Annotated in this window: 17 protein-coding genes; 8 read left to right on the forward strand and 9 right to left on the reverse strand. The window is 40.4% G+C overall.

Annotated features, from left to right (window positions below; translation table 11 throughout):
- Positions 1–280 precede the first annotated feature (280 nt).
- Positions 281–2,032, reverse strand: a complete 1,752-nt coding sequence (locus GVJ38_RS11710; protein WP_159723337.1) for an ABC transporter ATP-binding protein — start codon at positions 2,030–2,032, stop codon at positions 281–283.
- A complete protein-coding gene (locus GVJ38_RS11715) occupies positions 2,025–3,749 on the reverse strand; it encodes an ABC transporter ATP-binding protein (RefSeq protein ID WP_159723338.1) in 1,725 nt (574 codons plus the stop codon). Before GVJ38_RS11715 ends, GVJ38_RS11710 begins: the two co-directional genes overlap by 8 nt.
- A 143-nt stretch (positions 3,750–3,892) precedes the next feature.
- Here GVJ38_RS11715 and GVJ38_RS11720 point away from each other — a divergent pair, with 143 nt between their 5' ends.
- Together GVJ38_RS11720 and GVJ38_RS11725 are read left to right on the forward strand one after the other, a co-directional pair.
- The gene (locus tag GVJ38_RS11720) at positions 3,893–4,696 is read left to right on the forward strand and encodes a putative ABC transporter permease (RefSeq protein ID WP_159723339.1); all 804 of its coding nucleotides are present in this window, start codon (positions 3,893–3,895) and stop codon (positions 4,694–4,696) included.
- The gene (locus GVJ38_RS11725; RefSeq protein WP_159723340.1) at positions 4,693–5,838 is read left to right on the forward strand and encodes a 3D domain-containing protein; all 1,146 of its coding nucleotides are present in this window, start codon (positions 4,693–4,695) and stop codon (positions 5,836–5,838) included. The genes GVJ38_RS11720 and GVJ38_RS11725 overlap by 4 nt, the downstream gene beginning before the upstream one ends.
- 94 nt (positions 5,839–5,932) lie before the next feature.
- Here the strand turns inward: GVJ38_RS11725 and GVJ38_RS11730 are convergent, their stop codons facing one another.
- The 3 genes from GVJ38_RS11730 to GVJ38_RS11740 all read right to left on the reverse strand — a co-directional run bounded on the left by GVJ38_RS11730 (position 5,933) and on the right by GVJ38_RS11740 (position 8,647).
- Positions 5,933–6,658 carry a LytR/AlgR family response regulator transcription factor gene (locus GVJ38_RS11730; RefSeq protein WP_159723341.1) on the reverse strand — a complete coding sequence of 242 codons (726 nt, stop codon included), beginning with the start codon at positions 6,656–6,658 and terminating at the stop codon, positions 5,933–5,935.
- A 15-nt stretch (positions 6,659–6,673) separates the two neighbouring features.
- On the reverse strand, positions 6,674–7,936 hold the full coding sequence (locus tag GVJ38_RS11735) for a GHKL domain-containing protein (RefSeq protein ID WP_159723342.1): 1,263 nt from the start codon (positions 7,934–7,936) through the stop codon (positions 6,674–6,676).
- 129 nt (positions 7,937–8,065) lie between these two features.
- Positions 8,066–8,647, reverse strand: a complete 582-nt coding sequence (locus GVJ38_RS11740) for an accessory gene regulator B family protein (protein WP_159723343.1) — start codon at positions 8,645–8,647, stop codon at positions 8,066–8,068.
- A 433-nt stretch (positions 8,648–9,080) separates the two neighbouring features.
- Here GVJ38_RS11740 and GVJ38_RS11745 point away from each other — a divergent pair, with 433 nt between their 5' ends.
- Together GVJ38_RS11745 and GVJ38_RS11750 are read left to right on the forward strand one after the other, a co-directional pair.
- Positions 9,081–9,611, forward strand: coding sequence for a hypothetical protein (locus GVJ38_RS11745; protein ID WP_159723344.1), 531 nt, complete (start codon positions 9,081–9,083; stop codon positions 9,609–9,611).
- 637 nt (positions 9,612–10,248) lie between these two features.
- Positions 10,249–11,361, forward strand: a complete 1,113-nt coding sequence (locus GVJ38_RS11750) for an NlpC/P60 family protein (RefSeq protein ID WP_159723345.1) — start codon at positions 10,249–10,251, stop codon at positions 11,359–11,361.
- 68 nt (positions 11,362–11,429) lie between these two features.
- Here the strand turns inward: GVJ38_RS11750 and GVJ38_RS11755 are convergent, their stop codons facing one another.
- From GVJ38_RS11755 to GVJ38_RS11765, 3 genes are all read right to left on the reverse strand, one after another.
- Positions 11,430–12,044 carry a hypothetical protein gene (locus GVJ38_RS11755; protein WP_159723346.1) on the reverse strand — a complete coding sequence of 205 codons (615 nt, stop codon included), beginning with the start codon at positions 12,042–12,044 and terminating at the stop codon, positions 11,430–11,432.
- A gap of 349 nt (positions 12,045–12,393) precedes the next feature.
- Positions 12,394–12,591 (reverse strand): hypothetical protein, encoded by a 198-nt coding sequence (locus GVJ38_RS11760; protein WP_159723347.1) that lies wholly within the window; start codon positions 12,589–12,591, stop codon positions 12,394–12,396.
- On the reverse strand, positions 12,578–12,874 hold the full coding sequence (locus GVJ38_RS11765) for a helix-turn-helix domain-containing protein (protein ID WP_159723348.1): 297 nt from the start codon (positions 12,872–12,874) through the stop codon (positions 12,578–12,580). The genes GVJ38_RS11760 and GVJ38_RS11765 overlap by 14 nt, the downstream gene beginning before the upstream one ends.
- Before the next feature lie 497 nt (positions 12,875–13,371).
- Here GVJ38_RS11765 and GVJ38_RS11770 point away from each other — a divergent pair, with 497 nt between their 5' ends.
- The 4 genes from GVJ38_RS11770 to GVJ38_RS11785 all read left to right on the forward strand — a co-directional run bounded on the left by GVJ38_RS11770 (position 13,372) and on the right by GVJ38_RS11785 (position 16,705).
- Positions 13,372–13,962, forward strand: coding sequence for a hypothetical protein (locus GVJ38_RS11770; RefSeq protein ID WP_159723349.1), 591 nt, complete (start codon positions 13,372–13,374; stop codon positions 13,960–13,962).
- Positions 13,963–14,336: 374 nt separating this feature from the next.
- Positions 14,337–14,954 (forward strand): BacL2 family protein, encoded by a 618-nt coding sequence (gene bacL2 / locus GVJ38_RS11775; protein ID WP_159723350.1) that lies wholly within the window; start codon positions 14,337–14,339, stop codon positions 14,952–14,954.
- A gap of 288 nt (positions 14,955–15,242) precedes the next feature.
- A complete protein-coding gene (locus tag GVJ38_RS11780) occupies positions 15,243–16,016 on the forward strand; it encodes a M23 family metallopeptidase (protein ID WP_159723351.1) in 774 nt (257 codons plus the stop codon).
- 2 nt (positions 16,017–16,018) lie between these two features.
- Complete coding sequence (locus GVJ38_RS11785; protein WP_159723352.1) at positions 16,019–16,705, forward strand: lysozyme; 687 nt, start codon at positions 16,019–16,021, stop codon at positions 16,703–16,705.
- Positions 16,706–16,796: 91 nt separating this feature from the next.
- Here GVJ38_RS11785 and GVJ38_RS11790 read toward each other — a convergent pair whose 3' ends face one another.
- On the reverse strand, positions 16,797–18,326 hold the full coding sequence (locus GVJ38_RS11790; protein WP_159723353.1) for a glucosyltransferase domain-containing protein: 1,530 nt from the start codon (positions 18,324–18,326) through the stop codon (positions 16,797–16,799).
- Positions 18,327–18,611: the final 285 nt, after the last annotated feature.

Consider the following 18,611-nt stretch of genomic DNA (forward strand, 5'->3'; position numbering starts at 1 on the left):
TCTAGAGTCCTTCGTACGTCTGCTCATCATAAGATCAACCCCTTGATATTACTGTATTTGTTACTTATATTATACCAAAAAAAGACTGTAAACTTAAGTCATTTTCATGACTTTGTCTACAGTCTGAGACCTTCCGAATCGGAAGGCCTTTTTTGGTTAGCAACTTTTTCGCGACGAAAGTCTAAAAGAGTTATTCTGCTTTTATCTATTTTTTTATTTTGTGTCTCTGACGGTAGGGTTACTTTAGCTTAAGTCGCGACGCTTTTGCGTATAGATCAGTTTAATTTTCAAACTGTGCTTCATAGAGGCGTTTGTAGTAGCCGCCTTTTTTTAATAGCTCAGTGTGGGTGCCAATCTCAACGATATGACCTTGATCTAAGACGAGGATTTGGTCGGCGGTTTGGATCGTAGCCAAGCGGTGAGCGATCACAAAACTCGTGTGTCCTTGCATCATCGTCAGAAACGCGTTTTGGATCTTGCGCTCGGTCAACGTATCAACCGAACTTGTCGCTTCATCTAAGATCAACATTTTTGGTCGGCTGATCATCGTCCGAGCAATCGTCAGTAATTGGCGTTGCCCGTCTGAGATTTTCAAGCCGGAAGTTCCAATCACAGTATCGAGTTTTTCGGGTAGCCGCATGACGAACTCGTACATGTAGGCAGCTTTTAAGGCAGCGTAGATCTCTTCATCCGTTGCTTCTTTCCGGCCGTAACGTAAATTTGCCCGCAAGCTAGCATCCATCAACCATGTCTCTTGTAAGACCATCCCGAATTGTTGCCGCAAACTATCCCGAGTCAGCTGGCGAATATCAGTGCCATCGATCGTGATGGAACCGGCATCGATCTCATAAAAACGCATCAACAAATTAACCAGAGTAGACTTACCAGCACCGGTTTTTCCTACGATTGCGATTGTTTCACCGGGTGCGACTGTCAAATTAAAATCTTGGATCAGCGGTTGATCTTTGACGTAACTAAAATCGACATGAGAAAAGACGACTTGACCTTGTGGCGCGGTCAACACTTTTGCGCCTGGTGCATCAGCTTGTTCCACTGGTTGTTTCAATAACTCAAACGCTCGATCAAGTCCGGCAACGGCTGTTTGAAGTTGGATCGTGATTCCTGACAATTCGATGAATGGTTTCGTAAATTGACTGGAGTAAATCGTGAAACTAGAAATAATCCCGATCGTGACGCCGCTGTGTCCTTGTAAGGCTAACAAGCCACCGACCAGTCCCACCATCATATAGGCTAAATGATCGACAAAGCGCGAAGAAGGATTGGTCAACGATGAAGCAAATTGTGCTTTTTGCCCACGAACATATAGTTCTTGGTTCATTGCTTCAAATTGTTGCTGATTGACTGATTCGCGTTGAAAGGCTTTGACGATTTTTTGATTGCCGATCATCTCAGTGATAAAACTGGAGAGGGAGCCAACGAGTTGTTGTTGGCGTGCAAAATGTTGTTGCGAATTTTGCGCGACGAGATAAGTCAGTAAAAAAATCAGCGGTGTCGCCACTAAGACTACGAGCGTCAACAGCGGGCTCAAGTACAACATGAAAATCAAAGCGACCACCACCACAGTCATTCCAGAAAAAACTTGGTTGAAGACCGCGGAAACTGCAGTGGAAATATTATCCATGTCATTGGTGAAGCGGCTGACGATATCCCCATGAGCAGTCTGGTCGTAAAAACGCAACGGGAGCTGATTCAAATGTTGAAACGTTTCATCCCGCAATTTAGCGACTGAGTCAAACGCGACTTTATTTCCCAAACGTTGGATGAAATATTGACTGATGACGGTCACTAGAAATAAGCCGACGAATAATTTTAAGATCGTGGTTAAATGCTGAAAGTCAACGCGGCCTTGTCCGACCATTTGATCGACGGAGACTCCGATGTAATAGGTCATGGCAACCGAAGTCACACCGCTTGCGATCCCTAATAAAACGGCTAAGACGAGTTGCTTAGGATATTGGGCTAAATAGGGAATGAACAATTTCAACGAACGGAAAAAGTTTCTTCTAGGCATGGGACGCACCTTCTTCCTGTGAAGCAACTAGTTCGCGATACTCAGGCGACTGAGCTAATAATTCGGCATGGGTTCCACGTCCCGCTAATTTGCCATCTGCTAATAATAAGATCGCGTCACTGGCTTGGATCGAGCGCAACCGTTGCGAAATGATGATCACGCCGCAATCCAGTTCTTTTTTCAGCGCGGTCCGCAAATCAAGGTCAGTCTGATAATCTAGTGCAGACAGTGAATCATCTAAAATTAACAGCTCAGGTTTAGCGATCAAGGCGCGGGCGATCGTCAAACGTTGGCGCTGACCACCGGAAAAATTTTTCCCGTTTTCTAAGATCGGCGTGTCCAGTTTTTCAGGTAAATTCGCTACAAAGTCGGCTGCTTGCGCTGTTGTTAAAGCTTGCCAACAGTCGTCATCGGTAGCATTTGGTTTGCCCCACTGTAGATTTTCTCGGATCGTTCCAGTAAATAAGACAGCGGTTTGAGGGACTAGCGCGATTTTTTGGCGCAGTTGAGCAAACGGCCACTCGGTGACATTGTGACCTAAAAATGCGATCTCACCGCTAGAGACATCATAAAAACGCGGGATCAATTGGATCAAAGTTGACTTGCCACTTCCGGTCATGCCGGTGATCCCCAGCAGCTGATTTTTCTTCAACGTAAAAGAGATGTCAGCTAGAGCTAGTCCTGATTTTTCTGTATATCGAAAATCCACGTGAGAAAATGAGACTAGTGGTGCATTTTCTTGCGGTGTTACCGGTATTTGCGGGGCGGTTAATTCTACTTGTGTATCAAATACTTGATTGACACGATTGGCAGAAGCCGCTGCTCGAGTGAACAGCACGACTAGATTTGAAACGACGATCAAAGCTAAGAGCATCTGATTCATATAATTGATCAAAGCTAAGACTTGGCCTGGTTTTAATGTCCCGGCAAAGACTTTGAAGCCACCAAGATAAAGCAAGACCACGATGCCGACATTCATGATCAAGGTGGTGGCCGGACTCAATAAAGCAGAGATGTTAGCGACACGCTGGTTCAATCGAGACTGCTCATCGGCGGCGTGTTTAAAGGCCGCACTTTCGGTATTGCGCCGAGCAAAAGCCCGGATCACCCGAACCCCACTTAAATTTTGCGCGACGAGTTCATTCAAATGATCTAGCTGTCTTTGGACTTTTTTATACAGTGGCACGGAGTAGTGGATGATCAAAAATAAGACGAGACAAAATAGCGGCAACAGCAGCAAGAAAATCAAGCCCATTTGCCAGTCGATCACAAAGGCCATGATCACGGAACCGATACTCAAAAACGGTGCTCGGACCACTAACCGGATCAACATGGCTAGTGCTTGTTGGAGTTGGTTGACATCGTTTGTCAATCGGGTAATCAATGTATCAGTCCCAAAGTCATTCAATTCATAATGGGAAAACGCATTGATCTTTTCCAGCAAACGATTTCGTAGCTCCGTACCAAAACCTTGTGAGGCGATCGAAGCGTAGTATTGGCAGATCAATGCGCACACCAAGCCGACAAGAGATAAGGCAAAGATCCACACGGTCATTTCAATGACTTTAGTTTGGGAATGTTGGGCGATCCCTTCATCGACTAAGCGCGCCATAAAAAGCGGCAAAATCAATTCAAAGACTGCTTCTAAAAATTTAAAGACCGGACCTAAAATGATTTGTTTCCGGTATGAGCGGGCATAATGTAACAGCCGAACCATGTAAAACTTCCTTCCTTTAAATAGGTACACAAGTGAGCTTTGAATAAAAACTCACCAGCTTTCCTTATTGTAGCTCACTTTTAGAGATATTGCTCTGTGAAAACCGAAATGTCTGATACAATTAGATAGAAGGGGCGAATTTTATGGAAGAAACATTTAGCCGGATCGTCTTACTATTTTTTTGCTATGCTTTTATCGGTTGGGTCTGGGAGACGATCTATTGTTCATTAAAAGCGCGGCATTTTGTTTACCGCGGTTTTTTATTAGGTCCCATCACGCCAATCTATGGCTTTGGGGTGTTAGGTGTGTTGTACTTGATCGAACCCTATCAAAATAATCTGGCGCTTTTATTTTTACTGGCTTTGCTGTTAGTCACCACGTTAGAGTATGTCACGAGTTTTTTATTGGAAAAACTTTTCCACCTGACCTTGTGGGATTATAAAAAAGTACCGCTGAACATCAATGGACGTGTAGCCGTTCCGGTTTCGATCTTTTGGGGTGTAGCGTGTGTTTTTATCGTCAAAATCATCAATCCTGAATTAGTGGCGTGGGTTTACGCAAAGGTGGCTCGGTTTGGAATTTTTTTACCGCTGATCTTACTTATGTTGATGAGTTTTGATCTAGGCTTTACTTTAGCCAATGTTGCTTCACTGCGCCGGCGCATGGCCGAGTTGAGTCAAACGATCGAAAGTCGCAAACAAAAAGTTCGACTGGATCTAGCCACGCACGCCGAACGGTTAGAACAATTGAAAGCTCGACAAAAAGCGCGTTTGGATTGGTTGAATGATTTGAAAGAACATCCAGAGATCACGAAAAATCTGCCACAGTTGAATTTTCAAGAGCGCCGATTTTTAAATGGCTTTCCGAATATGAAAACCAAAGAAATCAAAGGCTCGTTAGATGATGTGCGAGCATTAGTCAAAGAATTGAGAGGAGAGAAAAAATGAAGAAAAAAGTAGTGCTCGGGTTATTAGCTATCAGTTTAGGCATGGGGATGCCACTTGTCACACAGGCTGAATCATTGGATACGTTGAATCAAAAAGAAGCGAGCATCCAGCAAGAAAGTCAGCAGATCAGTCATGATCTCGAACAAGCCCTGACAGCTATCAATGAAAAATACCAAGCAGTCAGCGAAGTGAAAAAGAAAGTCTTAGCCAATGAGACGATATTGAAAAAAACGAAAACACAAGTTCAGCAAACACAAGCTGATCTTGAACAACGAAAAAAAATCGTTGCTCAACGCTTGCAAAGCATCCAGTTGAATGGAGCAAATCAAACAGTTTTGACAGCCTTGTTAGACGCAAGAGATTTCAATGAATTGCTTCATCGAACGTTTACGATGAGCATGCTCCAACAATCTGAACAAGATAAGATCAAAGATTTGAGTGATGAGCAGACGAAATTAACGAATCTAGCGAAAAAACAAGAACAGACGCAAACTGAATTGAAGAAAAATGAAGAACAACTGCAAAAAGAAAGCGATAGCTTAAATGATCAATTAACACAGCTAAAAGAACAGCTGCAAGCAAAACAAGCTGATTTGCAAAAGATCAGTGAAGATAAAGAAGTCGAGCAAGCTCGCCTCGAAGCTGAAAAAGCCCGTCAAGAGCAAGCGGAAAAAGAGGCGAAACAAGCCGAAGAAGCCGCGCGGGAAAAAGCAGCTAAAACTGTTGAAAGCTCAAGTGCGGCAAAGGATTCCAGCACTATGGCAAGCAGCACCGCACCAGCTGCGGAAACTGCAACGAGTAGTACAGCCAAGGCAACACCTGCGCTGCCAACGGTCGCAACTCCGATCACACGTGGGAAAACGATGCAAATGCAATCCACGGCCTATTCTTGTGCTGAATCAGTCAATACTTTTTGGACGGCGATGGGGATTGACTTGCGCCAAAATCCGATGGTCGTCGCGGTCGATCCAAACGTCATTCCATTAGGTTCGATGGTCGAAGTTTCCGGTTATGGGATTGCGATCGCTGGTGATACGGGCGGTGCGATCAAGGGAAATATCGTTGATGTGCATTTTCCAACAGTTGAACAATGTATTCAATGGGGACGACGCAATGTGACGGTTACGATCATCGAACAATAGACTTTTAGTCAGCTCACTGGTCATTGCGGTTTACGAGCGGTGTGCTGACTTCATTTTTCAAACAAAAAAACCGACCAGCACAGCGCGATCGGCTTTAAAGAAATTGTTTGATTTTTGTCAGTGACACGGGGATCTTTTCATCATTTGCCAGCACGATCGTTTTGTTTTTCTTATTGACCGAGCGGATATTGTTCAAATTAACAACGTAAGCACGGTGACTGCGAATCAGTGCCGGATTGCGTTCAGACAATTGTTTCAACTTGCCATAAAATTGAAATGTCTCGTGCGTCAAATGAGCTTCTAGTTTATGAGGCTGACCCGGGATGGTACAAAAATATTGGATGTCACTCAATGGATAAAACCGAATCTCATCATCAAAAGCTAGCTTAACGATCTCATTGGATTGCGGCTCGCTTTTTTTGTTGCGCAAAAGCTCGGTCAAGACTTGTTCGATATTTTGCCGCACCGTCTCGCTATCCGCTTTTTGGATAAAATCATAGGCTTCAATATGTAGTTTGTGGATATCTAAAGCAAATTCGTCGTGGCTGGAAATAAAAATAATTTTGATCGCCGGCTGTAATTGTTTCAGCTCATTGGCGACTTCGATCCCAGAACGTTCCACACCAGCTAATTCGATATCTAAAAAGACGATTGCAAAATCATCTTTGCGTTTTGTAAAGACTGAAACGAGTTCATTCGCACTTTCAGTAGCCAACACGATCTGGCTGTCTAATTGGTTGATCATGACAAAGTTGCGGATGATCTTTTCAAATTGCCGACGTTGGACGGCGCTGTCTTCACAAATATAAATCGGTACCATCGGAGTTCTTCCTTCCTATTTAATAGTGATCCGCTGAGTAAATTCTTGTTCAACCAATTTGGTGCTCAAACTCAAATGCGGATTGCGATTGATGACCTGATCTAAAATCGTCAATCCATTGCCTCGGTCTGCACCTTTTGTAGTAAAATGCTGCATTTTTAATTGATGCAAAGGGAGTTCCGTTGGAGTAGGATTTTTGACTGTGATCGTGATTTTTTTTGGATCCGTGAGAAATTGGACGATCAACGCTTCATGCGACTGATTGGCGGTCATCTCTTCCGTGGCGTTGTCTAAAATAATTCCTAGCGCTTCTGAAAGATCCACGATCAAACTATTTTTGATCGTGATCTTATCAGGAATGGCTAGTTTGACTTTGATATTTTTTGTCGAAGCTTCCATTAGTTTGACCATTAAAAAACTACGTAAGTTCAGTGGTTCTAAATTCGCTAAAGGATTCAGATCCACCGGCCGATCTTCTAACGCGAGATTAGTCGGTAGAATATTTTTTTGATAATACTGCTTCAAACCAGCTAAGTCTTCTTCTTCAATGTAGGCATTCAGTGTGTACAAAATATTGCGGTAATCATGTTTGAATGTCCGCAGTTGCTGATAACTGGCTTCCAATCTTTTAATATAGTCTTCTTGCAACTCGATTGTTTTTTTCGTGTACCGCGCTTCCAATGTTCGGCTGTAGTTGTGTAGCACTGCTAGCAAGATGATTGAATACAATGCGAAAAATAAAGTTTCTAACTTATGATTTGTTGCGACAGTCGCATTCATGCGATCAACGAAGATCAGTAAATAATATGTCCATAGCAATAAGTTAGTTGCACCGATCAAAACCGGATGTGGCAAAAAAGTCAATCGTCGTGAAAAGAAACGGCGGATGAGCCAAGCCACGATGAGCGCAAAAGCATACGCCACTAGCAAATGTGGAATCGCTCCATTCAAACTATTATCTAAGACTAGTCGATTAAACGCCATCAATGAAATAAAGTTAGAGAAGTAATCTCCCAGCACACCTAAGATCAAGCCGAGCGGGACGAGATAGAAATACTCTTTGTCTTTATTCGAAGCAAAGTAAAATAAGCCTAATTGGAAAAAATAAGTTGGTATGACGGAAATAAAACCGATGGCAGTCAGTAGCCAACTAAAGAAAAAAGAGCCGGCAATATTTAATAGCCAAAACCACCATTTTTTTCCTGGTCCGCGTTTTAAGATCAGCATATTAAGACTGTGGGCAAATAATTGTGAAGCAACGATTAAAAAATATTCCAAAATTCTCCTACTCCTTATTTAGTTCATCTGGAATCTTGATTTCATAATCAAATCCCCAACAACCAAAAAAGATAAACAATTGACTTAAGACGATTGCGGATTTCATAATAGCACGTTTTACAGTTGGTTTCATTTTAATTTCCCCATTCTAATAAAAATTTTTTCGGTAATTGGTAAGATGCGTGTTGCAGCGGTTAAAATCCCAAGCGCAATAAAGAGAGCCGCGGAGGTAAATAATGGTACTAAACTGAGTATTGTCAGTAGACTCAACGAGATGAGTGCTTTGACCTTCCGCTTTTTTTGCTGAGAAGGTGCGATGGGATTGAGTTTAGTTCCTTGTGCACCGTATTTGACGATTGCGAAACCGGCAAAGAGTGTGACTACAACTTTTACGACCAATGGAATAGTTAAGCTAGTCAAAGTAAAAAGCCATGGCACGAACCAAAAAGTGATCATCGTCAGGACGAAACATTGCGCATCAGAAAGTGCGTGGTAACCGGTGATGAAAATGCGCAAGGCTAAAAAGCTTACATAAGTAACGATGGTCGCAAAAAGCGAGTGAGTGATCCAGGCTAATAAGAGAAAAGAAACGACTTTAGGAACATTGATCAACAATGTTTGAATGACAAAGGTCAATGCGATCTTTTCTTTTTCACTAGCAGGTATTCCAGCAGCAACGCGGTTCGTTACTTTTTCAGCAAAATTTTCCATAAGAACCTCCTTTCGTAAAATATCTTACAACAGATTCATAAAAATAGGGTTTATAGTTCATAAAAGGTGGTTTTGGATTCGTGAAAGAGGTATTTAGCTTGTGAAATTGTATTTTGACATCATGATAGCTGACTCAAATGGAATCAAAGTGAAGTATTTAAATAGGAATAGAAAAAATAGTTGTAAATAAATAGGGTGTTAACGAATTTTTAGGAGCCGTTGATGAACTAAGAAAAGCTATTGATGAATTGAAAATAGTTATTCATGATTTAAAACAAATTATTGAAGAGGAGACGCTACTAAAATAAAAAACTAGAGTTATAATAAGTTGGCAATCATAAAACATTGGAAAGAGGTTTGGGTATCGAATAAGCTATGCAAAGAAAGTTCTATCATGTGCATAAGTAAATTATTTTGAGAAAGAAGAATCGACATGAAAAGATTTTTAAGTGTGGTCGCAGTATCATTATCATTCGGAACAGTGGCAGTCTTAGGAACAAGTGTAAAATCCCATGCGGCGACAACGGATGCCAAGAATTATATTTATCGAGTTTATAATCCTAATTCAGGCGAACATTTGTATACACCAAGTGAATTTGAAGAAAAAACATTGATCAATTTTGGCTGGAAAGATGAAGGGATGTCTTGGGCTGTTCCAGCGGATAATAACTTTGAGCGTCCGTTTGTAACGCGGCTGTATAATCCAAATGCCGGTGATCATCATTATACCGATAGTAATGCAGAGGTCACAAATTTGATGAAACTTGGCTGGAGCAATGATCAAGTTGGTTTCCCCGCTGCAAATAAAGATGAAAAGGGTAGCGTCCCTGTCTATCGTTTATACAATCCAAATGCCAAATCTGGTGCCCATCATTTTACATTGAGTGCTAGTGAACGCGATTCGCTGGTCAAAGTCGGTTGGAAAAGTGAAGGCATTAGTTTCAACGAATTTGCGATCAAATAATTTTCGAACTGTCGGCTTGTTAGAGTCGGCAGTTTTTTTCTTTTAAAATAAAAAATCATTTTATCGTTCATGAACCCAAAACGATGATTTATGAAATTTTGACACCTTTTTTGGCTGGGATAGTTATAATGGTCTCAGGGTTTGAATTAAGAGTTTCATCGGCATTATTGGGAGTTAAATTTTAAATAAGTGTTTAACACTAGAAGGAGCACTAGAAAAGATGATGCAACTTTTCTGGTGCTCTTATTTTGTGAATTTAGCTAAAAATTGCAGTGAGGAAGTATGTTGGAAAACTGATTCGATCGTTTAGGAATCCAAAGCGGTCATTTAGGAATTTTAGCCACTTTTTTTACGAGAGTTGACTATAATGATCTTAGGGTTTGAAAGAGTTTCATCGGTGTTATTGGGAGTTAGATTTAAAAAAAGTGTTTATCGTAAAGAGAGCGTCGGGAAAAGATGATACAACTTTTCTCAACGCTCTCGTTTTCTTTTTTTAGCAAAAAATTTCAAAAGATATTTCTGAAAGTAAAAAAATTCTTATTTTCCGCAATCTTTTAGAAATATGGTTGTAATATTATAGCAACATTTGTATAATAAATGAGAAATATGAGAACGAAATAGAAGGATGCTGAGGAATATGAAAAAATTTAAAACAGTCGCATACAGTGGCTTAGTGTTAGCTAGCCTGGCTAGTGGTGGCGTGTTGGTCCAAGCAGCCCAGCAAGCACCAGCTCAGACTCAGCTGACCACGAATCTAGCTTCAGAAAAACAAAAAGCCTTGCAAGCCGGTTATACGGAAGCGCAATTTAATGCCATGGTGCAACAACCAAAACTAGCCAGTGTAACACCTAACCCTGAGATTATCATGAGCGCGGGGATGAAACGTGATGGTGCGAAGACTCAAACTGCGGATGATCTACGAAACGCTGTTGTTACAGAAGCACTGAAACAAAAAGGTGTGAAGTTTGAAACTGGCGGTAACTCTCCGACAACGGGCTTTGATAGTTCCGGCTTCGTTCAATATGTTTTCAAACAAGCAGCAAACATCGACTTACCTCGAGCTACGATCCAACAAGAAACAAAAGGTGAAGATGTAAGCTTGGCTAGTTTGAAACCAGGTGATTTGCTGTTTTATGGCAAGCGTGGCCAAACATATAGTGTAACGATCTACATTGGCAACGGGCAAATGATCTACGCGCCTGAACCTGGTGACGTTGTAAAAGTAACGAACATGCAATATTGGAAACCTGATTTTGCTCGTCGAATCATTAGTGATGATCAATCCGGTAATACACCAGGTACGAATCCAGGTGGTAACAGCGGTCAAAAAGAAGTGACTCACAACATTTATCGCTTGTACAACCCGTATGGTGGCAAACATCATTTCACGCAAAATAAAGCTGAAGCTGACAACTTGATCAGCTTAGGTTGGAATAATGAAGGAATTGGCTGGGTCGCACCAGACAAAGGGACACCAGTCTATCGTTTATATAATCCTAACAACGGACGTCACCATTATACTGTGAGTGTTGCAGAGCGGGATAATTTAGTCCAAGTTGGCTGGAACAATGAAGGAATCGGTTGGCAATCAGGTGGGACAATCCCAGTTTATCGGGTCTACAATCCTTATGCACCCGCGACAGAAGATAGCCACCATTACACGGTGAGTGCTGCCGAACGTGATAACTTAGTCAAACTCGGTTGGCGTGATGAAGGAATCGGTTGGTATTCAACGACCGCTGCCCAATAAAAATCGGATAAAAAAAAGACCAGTAAAGCCAAGTCGCAACTTGCTTTTACTGGTCTTTACTTCATGTCTTAATTTCCGTAAGCATTTGTCACGCGAACACTGCCATCAGTCGAAACACGGTAAAAACCAACTGAGCCGGTGCCGCCATGTTGCGCGAGCTGTTTGCTTTCAGCATCAAATAAATAATCTGAACCGATCATTTGATAAAAGCGTAACACGATATCATCGTTAGCTGTTTCGGGTTGAGCGGCATGGATCGCAGCTAAAGCTTGATCTTCACTGCTTACCACAACAGCTGGAGTTTCCGCAGCAGTCGGTTCGACATTCGTCGTTGTCTCGACTGTGTCTTGCACGGGAGCGACTGATTCAGTTTCACTCGTTTGACTGTCCGCTGTACTTTGTTGTGTCGCTTCGACAGGTGTACTAGCAGGTGTACTAGCCTCGCTAGCAGTCATACTGGTGATAGTTTCTGATTGGCTCGTCTGTTCTAGTGTACTGGAAGAAGAAATAACTGTGCTCTCTGTTGACTCGACAACTGAAGAGCTTGTTGATTGACTAGAATTTATAGTGTTGCTTTGTTTGGTTTCAGTTGAGGCAGTTGAACTAGATTCATCATTCGAATTTCCACAAGCTGAGAAGAGGAATAAGCCGGCTAATGCCATAAGCAAACTAATTTTTTTCATATGTTTAATCACCTTTATTGTTTTTTTATTTTTTTACAGTATAGCATCGAATGTAACAAAATAAAGTCTTTTGTAACAACAATGTAATCTCCTTAACTAAAAATAAAGAAATTAAAAAAACGTCAGTCTGCTAGTTTATGTTTGTGGAGTGAGCGAAAAACGTATTGAAAAAACTAATTTGTATTTTATTCTACATTTGAATGGCTAACTGCTTCTTGGGAATTAAGAATAAATTTATTTTCAAGGTGGAAGAAAAAGTTATTTTTTTGTCATCAATAATAATTGGGGATTGTTGTTTAGGTAAGTATGGTGAGTAGAGAGTTGTTTTTCCTATAATCAACGGTTAAATTTACTGTCCTTTTTTACGCAATTTTGTTCGCCAGAGCTGCGCAAAAAGTAAAGCTGTAAATAAAATTCCTGTTCCAATCCGTACCCAGATAGGGACATAGTTGACTGGTCCAATGCCTGTCTTTGCCACTACCAGCAATGCTAAGCCGCATAAGTTATACAAAACCAAGATCAGTCGATCAAGTTTAGCGCCGGTCATTTCGTTCACCTCCTGCAATCGGATGATGATCAAAGGCTGACCAAAGATTTTGTGAGTCGGCCAAATAATCGAACAAACTCGGTTTAGGCTCTTCTAGTAAGCGTTTGACATTCACGTGAAAAAGTTGACTGAGAGCTACGAATTGATCTAGATCAGGATAGCTTTTATCTAACTCCCATTTGGAAACGGTTTGAGGCGTGATATGAAGTTTTTCTGCGACTTGTTTTTGGGTCAAGTGTTGCTTTTGCCGATAATATTTCAATGTCTGACCGATCTTAAGCATCTCGTTCACCTCCAGTTTTTTTCAGTATACCAACCCCAATTGGACCTGCCTACTTTTTTTGCGAAAACGTTGACTCAAATCTTTATTGAGTCGAAAAAAATTCGCTCAACGTTGCGTTGTTTCTTGTGATGATAGTTTTTGTCGTTATCAGTTCAGATAAGTGGAGTTACTAACTCCTGGCTGGAAAATTTGTTAGAATAAATGCGTGAACAAGAATTTTGTTCCATGAGGAGTGAGTTGGGATGGAGAAAAAAGTAAAAAATCGTTACACTTGCTTCATTTTGCTTGTTGTAGGTTTGTTGCTGCTACTCATGAGCTTTCCTTAGAAAACAGTAGCAGAAACCATCGATGTCAATCCGGAAGTCACTTTTGAACAAGTACCGAAGACCGCTTTAGTCGGTGAACAAGGAACGATTGGGTACCGAGTCCAACCGATCCAAGGCGTTCCGGCTACGGGGACGATTCATTTTTACAGTCGAACACCAGAGATCGCGACCATGACAAGTGACGGACACTGGCAAGCGAAAAGTCCAGGTCGAGCAGCATTTGGTGCGTCTTTTGATTTGTCAGATGCGACCCTGGATGCTTTAAATCAGAAATTTCCCGGTGCCGAATTTGTTCGTTCTGATTGCAATCGATTTTGCAGTATTATCATTAAAGCACCGACTGAGGCAGTTTTCCGTTTATATAATCCGAATTCGGGTGAACATTTTTATACGCGAGCCGCCGCTGAAAAAAATCAATTAATCACAAGCGGTTGGCAAAATGAAGCGGTAGGGTTTGAGGCAACGACGATCGGGTTGCCGGTTTATCGTGTTTATAATCCGAATGCAGGGGATCATCATTACACGACTAGTGCCAGTGAGGTCCAAGCATTAGTAGCTACTGGTTGGCAAGAGGAAGGGATCAGTTTTTACGCTTATGATCCAGCGGCATTCACCTTAGCTGAAAAGGCACTGACACCCGTTTACCGTTTATATAATCCGAACGCAAAAGCAGGCGCGCACCACTACACTGAAAATGTTGGCGAGCGAGATCACTTAGTTCAAGCTGGTTGGCAAGCGGAAGGTGTGGCGTGGTATGAATAAAAGAAAATAATCATCACTTCCTATCATTATTGGTAGGAAGTTTTTTTATTCCAATAAAATGAACAAGCGTTCGTAATTATTTCTTAAGTGTGCTAAAATAATTACAAACATACGTTCTGAATTTAAAAAATAAATTTATTCTTTGCTAATGTACTTTTTGAAAAATGATGACTGAAAATGTCACGAATTCAAAATTACAGCACACAGTAGATTTAGAAAAGAAAGAATATTAGCTCAGGCTGACTGTATCTTGTTTGACTAAAAAATAGAGCAAGAACAATTTTACAAAAATTGAAAATTGCGTGAATAAAAATTTGTTGGCAATTACGTTAGACGAGATTGGGTGTTAAGAATGAATAGGGGAGGGCACGGATATGGAGTTTTGGGAAGAAGTAGATGAAAAGTTAACTGACTATGTTAATTGTCCTGATAATAAAAATTTTGAAGAACTTTTTTCTTGTTTGGAGGATTATTTGAGTAAACGTGCTACAGCGGCTAAATATAAAGCAGAAGCTACAGGAGTTTATATTCCATTCGAAGATTTTTATAGCAATTTTAGATTGTCAACTTGGCAAGCAATTGAAGATTATCCTTCAATTGAAACTTCAACATTTAAATCGGTGTTGTTGCACCGTTTATTTTTTTCAGAACGTGCGGTTTGGCAGCTGTATAAAAAAAAGTCAGCCGATCAGACGGATAAAGATGGGGTGACTTATGAAGGGGCGCGTTGGTCGTCAACTGATGAGCTCCCAGAAACTTCCTATAATTCGACAGGGATGGATGAAGAACGATTTTATTTGCTAGAAGAATTAGAAAAATATGCAAGCGTTAATCGAACGAACTATAACTTTTTACGCTTACTGATTTATGGCTTTACGCCAAAAGAAGCAGTGATCAAATTAAAGATTGCAGATGAATACGATGCCTCAGCGCGAAAAAAAGTCCAACGTATTCGAAGGTCCTTTAAAAAATTTCTTGAAGAAAATAACTAGCCAAGGTCACATCCATAAAATAATTCCCACAGTAATAAATGAAAGATGATAAATGAGATGAATCATTTTTCAAATTAATTTAAAAAGTTAGGTCACATCTCAGAAAAGCAATTCACAGTATAAGTGAAGACGCGTTGAAAAAATGAATCGTCTTCCAAAAACTTATAAATCTATTATTTATAAGTCGTTAATTTGGTAGAAATACTAGTAATTAGTATTTTTATATAAATTGCAATTGCAATCTGGAGAAACGCGACTCCAAGAATGAATAGAAAGATGGGATAATTTATGGCAAATGGATGGGGTTGGCCTTTTTCAGGCGGCTATGCTGGTTATGAAGAAGGACAACAATTTGGCTTTACTAGCTATCCAAGAGGCAATACGAACTTTCATGATGGGTTTGACTTCGGTTCTGCAAAATATCCAGGAACTGAAATGCATGCGATTCATGATGGCGAAGTAGTCTATGCAGGATTTGCACCGGCAGGCTATGAAGCTCTTGGGACAGTTATCGTAACGTTAACAGATAATGGCTACTATATTGTTTACCAAGAATTTGGAACTAGCACAGCAAATATTCATGTGAGTGTTGGGCAGCAAGTAGCAGTGGGTCAAGTGATTGGAACGAGAAATACGAGTCATTTACATTTAGGAATTACGAAAAAAGAATGGTTGGCAGCTCAAGCGTCTGCATTTACAAATGATGGAACGTGGCTAGATCCAATCGTAATTATTGAACATGGTGTATCAGATGATACTCAAACGACAGGAGGAAATAAAATGTTTTGTTTATACTCAAATGGTGGAGCAACTTATTTTTGCAGCGGGGATGCGTTGTATGTGCTAACTGATCCAGCACAAATCAATATTTTACAAGCGATTTATAATGCGAATACTGGGAAAGATATGCCGACTTTTGATTGGAATGCGCCGAACCCAACTTCTGGCTTATTATTAGATGTTTTCCGTCATAAAGTGGATGTTTCAGCATTAAAAGCCAAACTAGAAAAAGCGCAAGCTCAGCCAGCAGAAGAAGACATTTCAACAGAAGCAGGTGAATAAATATGGCAAATGAAGGAATGATTGTCTCAGCAAATGGCTTAAATCTGATTAAGGAATTTGAAGGTGTACGGCTGACGGCTTATCAAGATTCAGTCGGTGTCTGGACGATTGGTTATGGTCATACGAGTGGTGTTTATCCGGGGATGCAAATTTCTCAAGCACAAGCAGATAAGTTTTTGGCTGATGATGCGCAAATTGCAGCCGGTGGGATTTTTCGCTATGTGACCGTGCAACTCAATCAAAATCAATTTGATGCATTAGCCAGTTTTAATTTCAATTTGGGAGCTGCGATTTTAGCAGGTTCGACACTTCTTAGCTATATCAATTCTCGGCAATGGGAAGCAGCTGCTGCTGAAATGAAACTGTACTGTCATGCAGGAGGCGAGATTTTACCTGGATTAGTTCGGCGTAGAAATGCAGAAGCTGACCTATTCTTAAATGGGAAAATGTTTGAGGTTCCTGATCCTAAAAAGCAGATTATTGCAATGGATTGTCTTTTTACTTATAGTACCGGCACCTATTACTACAATGGTGAGAATATCTTCGCTTTAGTAGATGCCAACCAAATCAACGTATTGCAATCAATCTATAATGCGAATCATGGTAAAAATATGCCGACCTTTAATTGGAAAGAGCCAAATCCAACGTATGATTTTGTTATAGAACTACTTAGAAATAGAATCATCTAATTAAGTAGAATAAATAGTTTGATCGCTAAGACTAACAACTCAAACAAGACCCGATTCTTTCGGGTCTTGTTTGAGTTGTTTTTTTAAGTGATTAAAACCCCTTTTGCTTAGGCAGTTTATCTTTCATCTGAATAAAGATCTGATTTTTATTGGTATAGATTTTATAAGTTGGGTTTTTAAGGGGGATCTTTTTGTCTGCTTTATAAAAGTCAGTAAATGAAAATTGGTTGATCGTTACATTTAGTTGTGAATAGCGGCCAAACAACATACGGTTGGTCCAAATCAAGCTATTGTTTTTAGGAACGAGTCGTGTGATGATTGGGTAATCTTTAGCATCGCTTTTTACGATTCGCGATTCATAAAAGAAACGATTGACATACACATGTGTTCGTTCTTTGTTGACTAGTGGGCGCAAATCATTTGCCAGCATGATGCTTTGACGTTCAAAAGAATCTTTTTGATCGGCTAATGCGACAGCGTAGACAAAAGGAAAATAAAGAACATAAAACGCAAACCACAAGATAAGCAGATTTTTAGCTGTTCCCCAGAAGTTTGGCCAAGACTTTTGACTCAACATAATGAGGGTGATCGCCACGAAAACGCCGAACCCGTAACTATAACGCGGCTCTAATTCAGCTAAGTTTTTCTCAAAAATCAAAAAGATCCCGTAACTCAAAACAGTTCCCAAAATCAAATAAACAACCGTATAAAGAAATGCTTTAGCTGGACGGATGTTAGCAAAAGCTAGACTTGACAAGATAAAGATAATTAACAAAACAAGGGCGAGGTAGAGCCAGTGAGTGGCACTGTCTTTTACAATGATCGAGAAATATTTACTGATATTTGTTGCGATCGTTTCAGGGAATTTTGTGAGCTTAGCCACTTTGATCATGTCACCGCGCTCAGAGATTTCGGGGTTGAAGGAAACAATCATCAAATCAGCAACCATGGCTAAAATATAAGCAAGCATAGCGAGCAGTGCTTTTTTTATTTCCTTTATAAATGGTTTGTTTTGAAGTAATTCTTGATATAAGAAAGCTAAGACCATCACGATATAGATCCCAGATGAGGACTGGTAACTGTTGCAGACGCCTAGGACACCTAAAAACGAACAACTAAAGAAAAGTAGTGGATTTTTCCCCCACCATAAAAAAGGTAGGATCGAAAAAAGAATACTTAACGCCATGTAAGGAGCATCAAAACGAAAGCTGAGACTTTGTAAATACCAAGGATTGAGTCCGATCAAAGTGGAGACGATTAACGGGATGGGCTTTAACTGCCGATGGTTTAATGTGTAGACCGCAAGTAAGCTGGCTACAGAAAGAAAAGTGCCAGTCATTAAACTTGAAGCAAGACCAGCATCGGTGAGGTGGCGGCTTCCTTGAACGATCCAAGAAAAATATTCACTGACCCAGCGAGAGTAAGCAATCCCAAAGCCGGCTTGGCCATTTACTTGTCGATTGACATCATCCAAGTAAGGGAAATTTGCTTTTTCGATTGCAAACAGTGCTAGCAGATAAATGCCAAAGACGAGCGCGATCGCGTAACGATGTTCATAAATAAATGACTTCAGCTTGAAGTGCGATAAATGGAAATTTGAAGTAGTTCGTTGTTTTCTCAATTTTTTTCACCTTAATCTAAAAGTTTAATTATCACTTGGCTAATTTTAGGTATTGAACCATTGATTGAATTATAGAGAAGAACTGTGGAATAGTAAATAACTTACCTTAAAGACAGTCGCCTTTTTCTCCTATCATTTAGAATATTTCTAAGCTACTAAATGCATGTATAAATTATAATCTCACTTAAGAAATAAACTATAATTTGATTAAGATAACTTTTTTGTCAATAAAGCCCATGCTATACTAACTTGAGTGAATTTCAGAAAATGAAATGATGGGAGAAG

The organism is Enterococcus sp. CSURQ0835, assembly GCF_902706605.1.
Lineage (GTDB): Bacteria > Bacillota > Bacilli > Lactobacillales > Enterococcaceae > Enterococcus_A.

Excerpts from the sequence above, each read along its gene's own strand:
- GVJ38_RS11710 (WP_159723337.1), bottom strand. The coding sequence starts at position 2,032 with ATGCCTAGAAGAAACTTTTTCCGTTCGTTGAAATTGTTCATTCCCTAT.
- GVJ38_RS11715 (WP_159723338.1), bottom strand. The coding sequence starts at position 3,749 with ATGGTTCGGCTGTTACATTATGCCCGCTCATACCGGAAACAAATCATT.
- GVJ38_RS11720 (WP_159723339.1), top strand. The coding sequence starts at position 3,893 with ATGGAAGAAACATTTAGCCGGATCGTCTTACTATTTTTTTGCTATGCT.
- GVJ38_RS11725 (WP_159723340.1), top strand. The coding sequence starts at position 4,693 with ATGAAGAAAAAAGTAGTGCTCGGGTTATTAGCTATCAGTTTAGGCATG.
- GVJ38_RS11730 (WP_159723341.1), bottom strand. The coding sequence starts at position 6,658 with ATGGTACCGATTTATATTTGTGAAGACAGCGCCGTCCAACGTCGGCAA.
- GVJ38_RS11740 (WP_159723343.1), bottom strand. The coding sequence starts at position 8,647 with ATGGAAAATTTTGCTGAAAAAGTAACGAACCGCGTTGCTGCTGGAATA.
- GVJ38_RS11745 (WP_159723344.1), top strand. The coding sequence starts at position 9,081 with ATGAAAAGATTTTTAAGTGTGGTCGCAGTATCATTATCATTCGGAACA.
- GVJ38_RS11750 (WP_159723345.1), top strand. The coding sequence starts at position 10,249 with ATGAAAAAATTTAAAACAGTCGCATACAGTGGCTTAGTGTTAGCTAGC.
- GVJ38_RS11755 (WP_159723346.1), bottom strand. The coding sequence starts at position 12,044 with ATGAAAAAAATTAGTTTGCTTATGGCATTAGCCGGCTTATTCCTCTTC.
- GVJ38_RS11760 (WP_159723347.1), bottom strand. The coding sequence starts at position 12,591 with ATGACCGGCGCTAAACTTGATCGACTGATCTTGGTTTTGTATAACTTA.
- GVJ38_RS11765 (WP_159723348.1), bottom strand. The coding sequence starts at position 12,874 with ATGCTTAAGATCGGTCAGACATTGAAATATTATCGGCAAAAGCAACAC.
- GVJ38_RS11770 (WP_159723349.1), top strand. The coding sequence starts at position 13,372 with ATGACAAGTGACGGACACTGGCAAGCGAAAAGTCCAGGTCGAGCAGCA.
- bacL2 (WP_159723350.1), top strand. The coding sequence starts at position 14,337 with ATGGAGTTTTGGGAAGAAGTAGATGAAAAGTTAACTGACTATGTTAAT.
- GVJ38_RS11780 (WP_159723351.1), top strand. The coding sequence starts at position 15,243 with ATGGCAAATGGATGGGGTTGGCCTTTTTCAGGCGGCTATGCTGGTTAT.
- GVJ38_RS11785 (WP_159723352.1), top strand. The coding sequence starts at position 16,019 with ATGGCAAATGAAGGAATGATTGTCTCAGCAAATGGCTTAAATCTGATT.